This is a genomic window from Actinomadura montaniterrae (assembly GCF_008923365.1).
GTDB lineage: Bacteria > Actinomycetota > Actinomycetes > Streptosporangiales > Streptosporangiaceae > Spirillospora > Spirillospora montaniterrae.
Window position 1 is genome coordinate 1 of the sequence record NZ_WBMR01000275.1, and the last position, 11,412, is coordinate 11,412.

The following is an 11,412-nucleotide window of genomic DNA, read 5'->3' on the forward strand; positions in this document are numbered from 1 at the left end:
GTCGGCGCGGCGCTGCTTGCGGCCGGGGCCGTCGTCGGCCGGACCGGGCGCCGGCGCCCGCCGCGCAGCCGGCAGCGCGGCGAGCCGCTCGCCACCACCCGCTGACCTGCCCGTTAAGCCCGAGATGTATGGGTACGTCCCCTGGGACGCCCGGGCCGGCCCGGTCCCACGGGGCCGGCCGCACATCCGTGAGGGAAGGGGGACCCGATGGGCGGGCAGAACCATCCGATCCGCGGCGAGCACAAGTACGACCGGCGGATCACCGCACCGGACCAGCACGAGGAGCGCCCCGGCCAGAGCCTGGTCACCACGGACCACGACGTGATCCGCCAGTGGGCCGACGAGCGCGGCGCCGAGCCGTGCAGCGTGCCCGGCAGCGACTACGGGGGCAGGCCCGGCCGGCTGCTGTTCGACTTCCCGGGGTACGGCGGGGAGAACCTGGAGCACATCTCCTGGGACGACTGGTTCCGCACCTTCGACGAGCGCGAGCTCGACTTCATCTTCCAGGAGCACAAGAAGGACGGAGCGCAGAGCAACTTCTTCCAGCTGGAGAACCCCGGCCGCTGACGGCGGCCGTGCTTCGTGGGGGCGCGCCCTGTGTCGGGCGCGCCCCGCCCCGGCGCGTGCTCAGGCGGGGGTGAGGACGAGCGCGGCGTCGTGGCCGCCGAACCCGAACGAGTTGGACAGCACCGGCGCCGACGCGGGGATCGTGCGCGCCTCGCCGTGGACGACGTCGATCAGCCCGGTCTCCGCGTCCGGCCCGGCGAAGTTCGCGGTCGGCGGGACGAGCCCGGCGGCGCCGCAGCGCAATGCGACGAGGGCCTCCAGGGCGCCGCCCGCGCCCAGGATGTGGCCGGTCACGCCCTTGGTGGCGGTGACGGGCGGGGCGTCGCCGCCGAAGCAGCGGTCGATCGCCAGGGCCTCGGCGCCGTCGTTGCTCCGGGTCCCGGTGGCGTGCGCGGAGACGTGCCCGATGTCGCGCGGGCCGACGCGCGCGTCGGCAAGGGCCGCCGCCATGCAGCGGGCGGCGACCCGGCCGTCCTTGCGCGGCGCGACGATGTGCGCGGCGTCGCTCGCGGCGGCGTATCCGGCGATCTCGCCGTGTACGCGGGCGCCCCGCGCGGCGGCGTGGTCGGCGCGCTCCAGCACGAGGAACGCGGCGGCCTCCCCGACGACGAACCCGTCCCGGCCGGCGTCGAACGGGCGGCTCGCGGTGTGCGGCGCGTCGTCGCGGCGGGCGAGCGTGCCGATGCGCGCGAACGCCGCCATCACGAACGGGGTGAGGATCGCGTCGACGCCGCCCGCGACGGCGGCGTCGATCCGGCCGGCGCGGATCGCGAGGGCGGCCTCGCCGATCGCGGTCGCGCCGCTGGCGCAGCCGGTCGAGTAGGTCGGGCACGGGCCCTCGTACCCGTGCCGGATCGAGATGTTCGCGGCGGTCGCGTTCGGCATGATCATCGGGACGGCGGGGACGGGGACGCGGTGCAGCGTCCCGGCGTGCTCGTGCCCGCCGAGCGCGACCACCGACGCGAGGTTCGCGGCGGCCGTCCCGACGTACACGCCGCGCCGCCCGGGCGCGGGGGCGTCCGGCCCGAGCAGGCCGGCGTCGGCGAGCGCGTCGTCGGCGGCGGCGACGCCGAGGCGCGTCATGCGGTCGAGCCGCCGCAGTTCGGGGCGGGTGAAGTAGCGCTCCTCCTCGAACGGCTGCGCGGGGCACCCGTAGGAGACGGCCGTCCCCGCCTCCAGTAACTCCTGGACGTGGACGGCCTGCGACTTCCCGGAGAAGACGGCGGCGACGACCTCGTCCGGGGTGCCGCCCGCCGGGCTCTTCACGCCGAACCCGGTGACCACCACCCGGGGAGTTCCGTCGGCCCGGCGCGCAGCTGTCATCCGTCACCTCGCGGTCGTCTCGGAAAACGCAAGGATTGGAAGCTAGCCGCCGCCCGCGCGCCGCCACTTGGCCCTCCGGGCACATTTCTCGCGGGCGTTTTTGTCACCACCATGCGAGAACTCCGGAAACGCCTTCACGGCGGTCCGGATCAAGGGACGCTGGTGCTTTTCCGTTTCCCCGGCGAAGGCCCCGGGTGCGGTCGCCTCAGCCTTCGCGGCCGGCGGCCGACGTCATGGGCAGGCGCGGGTCGGCGGCCTGGTCCGCCCACGTGCCGCGGACCCACGCGTGCGCCGGGTCGTCGCAGATCCGCCAGGCCCGCTCCTCCCCCGGGCCCGCCATCACGTTCAGGTAGTAGAGGTCGTAGCCGGGCACCGCCATCGACGGCCCGTGCCAGCCGTGCGGGATCAGGACGACGTCGCCGGTCCGCACCTCCTCCAGCACGTCGATGGGGCGGTCCGCGGTGCCGTACACCCGCTGGTAGCCCATGCCGGGACGGCCGCCGGGGCCGTCCGCGACCTCGAAGTAGTAGATCTCCTCCAGCACCGACTCGGTCGCCGTCCGCTCGTCGTGCTTGTGCGGCGGGTAGGACGACCAGTTCCCGCCGGGCGTCAGCACCTCGCAGGCGATGAGCCGGTCGGCCTCGAACGCGTCCGGGGTGCAGAAGTTGTTCACCTGGCGGCTCGCCGTCCCGGCGCCGCGCAGCTCGACCGGCACCTGCTCGGCCGGGCCGTAGCGCGGCGGGAGCCGGCGCTCGCAGCGGGCGGACGGCAGCGCGAACCGGCCGCCGTCCCGCGACGACACGACCACCGTCGCGTCGCGCGGCGCGTAGGCGAAGTCGGTGACGCGGGAGAAGACGTCCGCGCGCCCCCGCAGGTCGAACGTCACCGCCTCCTCGCCCGGGACGGTGACGGCGGCGCGGCACGATCCGGCGAGCGGCAGCACGAGCGTCTCGGCGTCCCCCGTCTCGACGGTCGCCTCCTCGCCGGGGCCGAGCGTCAGGACGCGCAGGCCCGAGTAGGTCCAGCCGGCGTCCGCCGGCGCCACGTCCACGGTCATCCGATCCTCCTCGCGGGTGCTCACAGCGCCGCCACCGCGGCGTCGACCGCCGCCGCGACGTCGCCGCCCGGCGGGTACAGCAGGCTGCGGCCGATGACCAGGCCGCGGACGGTCGGCAGCTTCAGCGCCTTCCGCCAGCCGGCGAGCGCGGCGTCCGGGTCGGCGGACACCTCGCCGCCGAGCAGCAGCGCGGGCAGCGTGGAGGCCGCCATGACCCGCTCCATGTCCGGCACGACCGGCACCTTGAGCCAGGTCCGGGCGGACGTCGCGCCGAGCGCGGAGGCGATCGCGATCGCGCGGATCATCGCCTCCGCGGTGAGCTCGTTGCGAACGCGCCCGTCCTCGCCCCGCACCGACATGAACGGCTCGACCATCGCCATCAGCCCGTGCGCGGCCAGGTCGGTGACCGCGTGCCCGCAGGCCTCCAGCGTCCGGGCGGTCGCGGGGTCGGCGGGGTCGACGCGCAGCAGCATCTTGCCGCCGTCCAGCCCGGCCCCCGCGATCGCGGGCGCGCTGTAGGCGGTGAACCGGTCGTCGATCTCGAACGACGCGCCGGCGAGGCCGCCCCGGTTCATCGAGCCGACGGCGAGCTTGCCGTCCAGCGCGCCGAGCAGCAGCAGGTCCTCCAGCACGTCGGGGGTGCCGAGGACGCCGTTCACGCCCGGCCGCGCGAGCGCCGCGCACATCCGCTCCAGCAGGTCGCGGCGGTCGGCCATGGCCAGCGGGTCGGATCCGGCGCGCAGCGCGCCGCGCGCCGGATGGTCCGCCGCGATGATCATCAGGGGACCGGACGCGCCGGGCGGGCCGGACGGCCGCACCCGCCGGGCCGCGGCCCGCGCCACCGCCTCCGGATGCGCTGCCCTGATCTCGGCGAGGGCGGCGTAGCGTTCGGCGAACGTTCCCGCGCTCACGCGGTGACCTCCTTGCCGGGGCCCGGCGCGCGCCGGGCGGCGAGCAGCCCTTCGACCTCGTCGGCGGTCGGCATGGCGTCGGCGCAGGCCAGCCGGGACGCGACGATCGCCCCGGCCGCGTTCGCGAACCGCACGATCCGTTCCAGGTCCCAGCCGCTGAGCAGCCCGTGGCAGAGCGCGCCGCCGAACGCGTCCCCGGCGCCGAGCCCGTTGACCACCTCGACCGGCGTCGGCGGGACCTCGACGGCGCCGTCCGCGGACGCGGCGAGGACGCCGCGCGGGCCCTGCTTGACGACCGCGACCGACACGCCCAGGTCCAGCAGGGCGCGGGCGGCGGCGCGCGGTTCGCGCTCGCCGACGGCGACCTCGCACTCGTCGAGGTTGCCGACCGCGACGGTCGCGTGCCGCAGGGCCTCCTGCACGCGCGCGCGGGCCTCCTCCGGCGACTCCCAGAACATCGGCCGGTAGTCCAGGTCGAGGACGGTGGTGCCGGGGTGGGCGGCGAGCGCGGCGACCGTCGCCTCGCGGCTCGGCTCCTGCGACAGCCCGGTGACCGTCGCCCAGAAGATCCGGGCGGCGGCGATCGCGTCCAGGTCCAGCTCGCCGGCGCGGATCTCCATGTCGGGCGCCTTCGGGTACCGGTAGAAGTACAGCGGGAAGTCGTCCGGCGGGAAGATCTCGCAGAACGCCAGGGGCGTCGGCAGGCCGGGCACCTCGGTGACGAACCGGTCGTCCACGCCGTAGCCCTGGAGCGCCTTGTGGACGAACCGTCCGAACGGGTCGGCGCCGGTGCGGGTGACGACCGCGGTGCGGCGCCCGTACCGGGCGGCGGCGACCGCCACGTTGGTGGGGCTGCCGCCGAGGTACTTGCCGAACGTCTCGACGTCCTCCAGCGGCACGCCGACCTGGTGCGGGTAGACGTCGACGCTGACGCGGCCCATCGTGACCAGGTCGTGGGGCGCTCCGCCCGCGGGCGTCATCGGCGCACCTCCTCGATCGTGACGGTGCGGCGCTCGCGGCGCGAGACCTCGCACGCCTCCGCGATGTAGAGCGCCTCAAGGCTCTCCTCGGGCGGGCACGGGCTGGCCGTGCCGCCCGCGACCATGTCGGCGAACGCCGCCAGCTCGGCCGCGTAGGCGCCGGCGAACCGCTCCAGGAACCCGGTGTGCGCCGGCCCGGCCGGGCGGATCCCTCCCGCCGCCGGGGACAGCGGCGTCCCGTCGTCCAGCCCGGCGACGACGCCGCCTTCCGAGCCGAGGACCTCCAGCCGCACGTCGTAGCCGGCCGCGTTGTAGCGGGTCGCGGACACGAGCGCGAGCGTCCCGTCGTCCAGGGTCAGCGTCGCCGCGCCGGTGTCGACGTCGCCGGCCTCGGCGAAGGCGGCCGAGCCGCGGTTGGCGCCGGTCGCGGTCACCTCGGTCACGTCGCGTCCGGTGACGAACCGGACGGCGTCGAAGTCGTGCACCGAGCAGTCGCGGAACAGCCCGCCGGAGCCGGGGATGTAGGCGTCCGGCGGCGGCACCGGGTCCAGCGTGCAGGACCGGACGGTGTGCACCCAGCCGAGCCGGCCCGAGCGCACCGCGTCCCGCGCGGCGACGTGGCCGGGGTCGAAGCGGCGCTGGAAGCCCACCTGCACGGGCACGCCCGCGCCGCGGACCGCCTCCAGCACCTCGATCGTCCCCGGCAGGTCGGGGGCGACGGGCTTCTCCACGAACACCGGCGTCCCGGCCTCGACGGCGCGCACCACCAGGCCGGCGTGCGCGTCCGTCGGGGCGGCGACGACCAGCGCGTCCAGCCCCGCGGCGAACAGCGCGCCGACGTCGTCGGCGGCCCGGAGACCGAGCCTGCCGGCGGCCTCCCTCGCCCGGCGCGGGTCGGCGTCGGCGACGACGACCTCCGCGACCCCGGGCAGCGCGCGCAGCGTCTCCGCGTGCGCGGTCCCGATCCGTCCCGCTCCAGCGAGCCCGATCCTCATCGCACCCCTTCCGGCCGTGAATCGCGACCGAGTCTCATGGAACGATCCAACATCTGTCAACACTATGTCCTGACATAAGGACTTAAATATCTCCGGACGGCCGGTGGACTAAGCTGCGTCGCGACCCCGTGAAAGGAGCCGCGCGTGCACGGACCGACGGTCACGCTGGACCGCGCCAGCCCGGTGCCGCTGTACTTCCAGGTCGCCCAGCAGCTCGAGGCCGCCATCCGGTCCGGCGAGCTCCCGCCCGGCGCCCGGCTGGACAACGAGCTCGACCTCGCCGCCCGGTACCGGCTGTCCCGGCCGACCGTCCGGCAGGCCATCCAGCACCTGGTCGACAAGGGGCTCCTCGTCCGCAAGCGCGGCGTCGGCACCCAGGTCGTCCAGGCGCAGGTCCGCCGCCCGATCGAGCTGACCAGCCTGCACGACGACCTCGCCGCGGCCGGCGCCGAGCCGCGCACCCGCGTGCTGGAGTTCGGGCCCGCCCCGGCCGGCGACGAGGCCGCCGAGCGGCTCGGCGTCCCGGCCGGGACCGAGGTGCTGCGGCTGCGCCGGCTGCGGCTCACCGGCGGCGAGCCGCTGGCACTGCTCACCAACGTGCTGCCCGCCGGGCTGATCGACGTCACCGCCGAGCACCTCGCCGAGCACGGCCTGTACGAGACGCTGCGCGGGGCCGGCGTGAACCTGCGGATCGCGCACCAGACGATCGGGGCGCGGGCCGCGACCGCCGCGGAGGCGCGGCTGCTGGACGAGCGGAGCGGCACCCCGCTGCTCACCATGACCCGCACCGCCTTCGACGACAACGGCACCGCCGTGGAGTACGGCGACCACGTCTACCGGGCCGACCGGTACTCCTTCTCCCACACGCTCGTCGGCCGCTGACCGGGCCGGACGCGTCCCCCGGCGCGCCCGGCCCGCGGCGATGCCGCCGCGCCGGGCGCGAACCCGGCGCGGCGGCGCTCGTTCACCGGCTCAGCCGGGCGATGCTGCTCGCCGTGCCCCCCTTCTCCGCCTCGAACGCGACGGCGAGCAGGCCGCTCGCGCCCGTGACCGTCACGGACTGCGAACCGGCGCGCTTCACCTCGACCGTCTTCGTGCCGAGCACCTTGCCGTCCCAGACCGTCACGTGCGCGGTGCCGGGGCCGGTCGCCCGCAGCCGGAAGGTCGTCGAGCCGCCGGACACCTTCGGCGTGCCGGAGATGCCCGCGCTGTCCGAGCGCGGCGCCGCCGGGCCGCCCGCGAGCGGGATGCCCGTCCGGACGGCCTGCTCGATCGACTCGGGCGAGTTCACCGAGGCCGCCGCGTCGGTCGGCATCACCGGCGCGGGCGGGGTGGTGGGCAGGCTCGGGTCGGGCGTGTAGCCGGGCAGGGTCGTCTGGCCCCACCGGTACGGGTCGCCCTGCACGCCGCCCCAGGTCGACCAGCCGATCCGGGTCTGGCCGGTCTTGTCCTGGGTGTCGGAGTCGTAGACGAAGACGTTCAGGCCCATCCGCGCCGGGTCCACGGCGGTCGGCAGGTCCTTGAACGGGATCTTCGCCTCGATGGTGTAGCCGTCGTACGGCTGGTTCACCGTCGCGGCCACCTGCATGCCGGGCGCCGCGTCCGCGCCGCCCTGGTGGGCGTCGGCGTCGCGCTCGAAGCACGGCTTGCCGTCCGCCATCTGCGGGAAGATGCCGGTCTTGAAGGTGGTCGAGGTGTTCTCGGAGTCGCCGCGCGGGTCGATCCCGATCTCGACCGAGTCGGTGCGCCAGTGCCGCTTGCAGTCGTCGGCGCCGAGCACCGTGCCCTGCTTGTCGTCGCGGACCTTGACCAGCACGTTCAGCGCGTCGTCGGTCCAGGTCACCTTGCCGGTGGCCGAGCAGTCGGCGGCCGACGTACACGCGTCGCCCTCCCACACCCGGGACAGGTTCAGCTCGGCGCCGGTGTACTCGCCGGCCTCCTCCTTGCCGTCGATCTTCGGGGCGGCGGACGCCTTCGGGATCTCGGCGACCGGGACCAGCTCCAGCGCCGCCTTCTCCACGTCGGCCGGGCCGGACGACGGTGTGGTGGTGATGGTGTAGTCGTAGTCGCCGCCGGAGCCGCCCTCGTTGGAGGTCGGCAGCGCGGCGTCGGTGTTGGTCACCTTGAACGTGGCCGTGCCCTTCGCGCCGGCCGCGAGCGTGTACGGCTTGGACGCAGCGTCGGCGGAGAAGCCCTTAGGCAGGTCCAGCTTCACCGTGCCGGACTGCGCGGACGAGGTGGTGTTCACCAGGTCCACCCGGACGTCGCGGGACTTGCCCGAGCCGACCGTCAGGACGCGCTTCATCTGGCCGATGAGCGCGGGTACGCCGGTCTTGGTGGCCCAGGTGTCGAAGTCGTCGACGCGGGGCAGCGGCTGCTGCTGGCCGGTGACGGGCGGCTGGACGTTCACCATCGTCGCGGTCTGGCCGGTGGCGCGGCCGGAGGTGAGCGTCGCGGAGATCTGCGCGCGGCCCACGGAGGCGCCGGCGGGCGGCGTCACGGTGAACGTCGCGGTCCGCTCACTCGACCCGAGTTTGCCCAGGTCACCACTTCCTGTCACGTTCCAACCAGTCGGCACGGAGAGCGCGGCCCGCGCGTTCTTCAGCTGCTCGGGCGCGCTCGCATGCGCCGTCACCTTGAACGCCCCGCCCGGCGTCACCCCGTACGACTGCGTCGTCAGGAAGAACTGCGTGCCGAGCGGCAGGCCGCCCTTGCCCGGCGTGACCGCGCCCTCAAGCGGCGCCGCCGGGTCGGTGTTGCCGAGCGTGAACGGCACGCGGCTCGCGATCTGCGTGAGGTAGTCGCAGCCGATCTTGGACGGGTCGGACGGCGCGTCCGGGAACCCGGCCCAGCCCTGGCTGACGTACAGCCGCTGCGCCTCCCGCTCGACCTGGGCCCAGGTCTTGCCGCCGTTGCGGGCCGACGTCCGGCCGCCCCACACCCCGTACGCCACCGACGCCGGCGTGCTCGGGGTGACCTTGGTGGCGCACTCCTGCCCGGTCGGGCCGGACGCCCCGCCGCCCTGGAACAGTCGTCCCGGCGCCCAGGTCTTCAGGCCCTCCTTGCCGAGCTGCGTCGGGAACGCCTTCGGGTCGGCGGCGGCGTAGTACGCCTCGGTCGCCAGCCGCGCGGCCTCCTGGTGGTTGCCGTGCTGGCCGGGCAGCGGCGCCGGGTTCATCGTCACGATCACCTTGGGCCGGGTCTCGCGGACGATCCGCACGACCTTCGCGAGGGTGTCGTCGTGGCCCCAGGTGTCCTCGGTGAGCGGGGCGCTCACCGTGTAGTAGAAGTCGACCTTGTCGAGGTTGTGGACGTCGGTGACGCCCGCCTTGCCGACCGCGCGGCGCTCCTCGTCCTCGCGGAGCAGGCCGAGCGCCGGGCCCTCCTCCGTCCCCGCGGCGTTCCCGCCGCCCTCGCCGCGGGTGACGGTCAGCACGCCCGTCCTCGCCTTGTCGAACTCGTTCCACTGGCCGAGCGTCGACAGGGTTCCGGACTCGTCGTCGGGGTGCGCCCCGACGAACAGCACGTCCAGCCGGCCCTGGTCCGACGGTGCCGTGGACGGTGCCGTCCGCGCCTGCGCGGGCGGGCCGGCCAGCGCGATGGCCGAGCCCGCCAGCGCGGCGGACAGGACGGCGGGTAGGGCGAGTCTTCGCATGAACTCTCCTGTTCCGTTGCGGGACCGCTGGGGGGCGGCCCCGGACTCCCTACTCCTTGATGGCCCCCGAGAGCATCCCTGCAATGAACCGCCGTTGCAGGAAGACATAGACGATCACGATGGGCGCCGCGATGATCAGCGCGCCCGCCATGAGCAGCGAGTAGTCGGTCTTGTGCGCGCCCTGGAAGAACGACAGCCCGAGCGGCGCGGTGCGCAGCCCCTCGTCGGAGTTGACGATCACCAGCGGCAGCAGGAACTCGTTCCACGTCCACATGGTGATCAGCACGACCATGGTGAGGATGGCGGGCCGGCCGATCGGCACCAGCACCCGCCACAGGGTCGTCCAGCTCGACGCGCCGTCCATCCGGGCCGCCTCCATCAGCGACGGGGGGACGCTGCGGAAGTAGGCGCGCATCCAGAACGTGCCGAACGCGACCGACATGGCGACCTGCGGCAGGATCAGCCCGGCGTAGGTGTTGTCCAGCCCGGCCGAGCGCAGGTCGAAGTACAGCGGCACGACGACGGCCTCGGTGGGGATCGTGAGGCCCGCCAGGAACAGCAGGAACACCGCCCCCGCGCCGCGGAAGCGCATGACGCCGAGCGCGTACCCGGACATGATCGAGAAGACGCTCGCCAGCACCACCGTGACGGCGGTGACGATCACGCTGTTGCGCAGGTAGGCGGCGAAGTGGCCCTCGTTCCAGGCGATCCGGAAGGTGTCGAACGACAGGCTCCCGGGCAGCTTCAGCGCCTGCGCGACGATGCCGATCATCGGGAACAGGGCGACCACCGCGAACAGCGCCAGCACGGCGTGGTTGAGGATCCGCTCGTAACGCCTGTTCATTCGCCCTTCCCCTCGACGAGGCGGCCGATGCCCGCGGTGATCGCGAACGCCAGCACGGCCAGCGTGACGCCGATGGCGCAGCCGAGGCCGACCTCGCCGGTGTTGAACGTGCGGTTGTAGACCTCGTAGGCGGGCACCTTCGTGGAGTCGCCCGGGCCGCCGGCGGTGGCCATGTAGATGAGGTCGAAGTTGCGCACCGCCATGATCGTGGTGAGCGTCAGCGCGACCGACAGCTCGCGCCGCAGCCCCGGCAGGGTGACGGTGAAGAACTCCCGGATCGCCCCGGCGCCGTCGATCCGCGCCGCCTCGTACAGCTCCCGGGGGATCTTCTGCACGCCGGCCAGGAACAGCACCAGGGCCAGGCCGATCTCCACCCAGGTGCCGACGAGCCCGATGGCGGGCAGCGCGAAGGTGAAGTCGCCGAGCCAGCCGTGCCGCCAGTCGGGCAGGCCGAGGTCGTGCAGCCAGCCGAGGACGGTGTTGACCGGCCCGTGCGTCGAGTACACCCACTGCCACGCCACGGCGACCGCCACCATCGCGATGACCTGCGGCATGAACAGCACGGTGCGGAAGAACGTCAGGCCGCGGATCTTCGCCCGGGACATGACGGCGACCAGCACGAACGCGATGCAGCACGGCAGGATCGCGTAGAACACGATCAGGATCAGCAGGTGCCCGAACGCGCCTCGCAGCGTCGGGTCGGTCCAGGTCGCGGTGTAGTTGGACAGCCCCGCCCAGGTCGCCTGGCCGATGCCGTCCCAGTGGTAGAGGGAGAACTGCGCCCCCCGCACCAGCGGCCACAGCAGGAACGCCCCGTACACCACCAGGGCCGGCAGCACGTACAGCCAGCCGACGGAGCGGGGCTCACCCGGCGGCCGGGACCTGGCCCGGCGCCCTTCGGGCCGCCCGTTGCTCGAGCCGGACGCCTCGGGCCCCGGCTCGGGGGTCTTCTGCCGCGCGACGGTCGTCATCTGCGCGCTCCTCGCTGTCACCTCGTCGGCGCGGGCCGCCCCCGCGTTCCGCGCGGGGGGCGGCCGGTGCCCCGCCGCCGCGCCGGGGTGCCCGGGGCGGCGGCGGGAC

At 74.5% G+C, this 11,412-nt stretch carries 10 protein-coding genes; 2 read left to right on the forward strand and 8 right to left on the reverse strand.

Annotated features, from left to right (window positions below):
* Positions 1 to 207 precede the first annotated feature (207 nt).
* Positions 208 to 567, forward strand: coding sequence for a hypothetical protein (locus tag F9B16_RS44955; RefSeq protein WP_151546394.1), 360 nt, complete (start codon positions 208 to 210; stop codon positions 565 to 567).
* A 60-nt stretch (positions 568 to 627) separates the two neighbouring features.
* Here the strand turns inward: F9B16_RS44955 and F9B16_RS44960 are convergent, their stop codons facing one another.
* The 5 genes from F9B16_RS44960 to F9B16_RS44980 form a co-directional block, all read right to left on the reverse strand.
* A complete protein-coding gene (locus F9B16_RS44960; RefSeq protein ID WP_151546395.1) occupies positions 628 to 1,890 on the reverse strand; it encodes a beta-ketoacyl-[acyl-carrier-protein] synthase family protein in 1,263 nt (420 codons plus the stop codon).
* Positions 1,891 to 2,095: 205 nt separating this feature from the next.
* Positions 2,096 to 2,947 (reverse strand): 5-deoxy-glucuronate isomerase, encoded by an 852-nt coding sequence (gene iolB, locus F9B16_RS44965; protein WP_151546396.1) that lies wholly within the window; start codon positions 2,945 to 2,947, stop codon positions 2,096 to 2,098.
* Positions 2,948 to 2,967: 20 nt separating this feature from the next.
* The gene (locus F9B16_RS44970) at positions 2,968 to 3,858 is read right to left on the reverse strand and encodes a Cgl0159 family (beta/alpha)8-fold protein (protein WP_192809311.1); all 891 of its coding nucleotides are present in this window, start codon (positions 3,856 to 3,858) and stop codon (positions 2,968 to 2,970) included.
* Complete coding sequence (iolC, locus tag F9B16_RS44975) at positions 3,855 to 4,838, reverse strand: 5-dehydro-2-deoxygluconokinase (RefSeq protein WP_151546397.1); 984 nt, start codon at positions 4,836 to 4,838, stop codon at positions 3,855 to 3,857. Before iolC ends, F9B16_RS44970 begins: the two co-directional genes overlap by 4 nt.
* Entirely contained in the window at positions 4,835 to 5,833 is a 999-nt protein-coding gene (locus F9B16_RS44980; RefSeq protein ID WP_151546398.1) for a Gfo/Idh/MocA family protein, read from the reverse strand. Before F9B16_RS44980 ends, iolC begins: the two co-directional genes overlap by 4 nt.
* A gap of 144 nt (positions 5,834 to 5,977) precedes the next feature.
* Between F9B16_RS44980 and F9B16_RS44985 the strand changes: the two genes are divergently transcribed.
* Positions 5,978 to 6,715: a GntR family transcriptional regulator gene (locus F9B16_RS44985; RefSeq protein ID WP_151546399.1), complete on the forward strand. Its 738-nt coding sequence runs from the start codon at positions 5,978 to 5,980 to the stop codon at positions 6,713 to 6,715.
* 82 nt (positions 6,716 to 6,797) lie between these two features.
* Here F9B16_RS44985 and F9B16_RS44990 read toward each other — a convergent pair whose 3' ends face one another.
* From F9B16_RS44990 to F9B16_RS45000, 3 genes are all read right to left on the reverse strand, one after another.
* Positions 6,798 to 9,488, reverse strand: coding sequence for a sugar-binding protein (locus tag F9B16_RS44990; protein ID WP_192809312.1), 2,691 nt, complete (start codon positions 9,486 to 9,488; stop codon positions 6,798 to 6,800).
* A gap of 49 nt (positions 9,489 to 9,537) precedes the next feature.
* Positions 9,538 to 10,332, reverse strand: a complete 795-nt coding sequence (locus F9B16_RS44995; protein WP_151546401.1) for a carbohydrate ABC transporter permease — start codon at positions 10,330 to 10,332, stop codon at positions 9,538 to 9,540.
* A partial coding sequence (locus tag F9B16_RS45000) for a carbohydrate ABC transporter permease (protein WP_225992507.1) occupies positions 10,329 to 11,412 on the reverse strand: 1,084 nt, incomplete at its 5' end. The genes F9B16_RS45000 and F9B16_RS44995, both read right to left, overlap by 4 nt.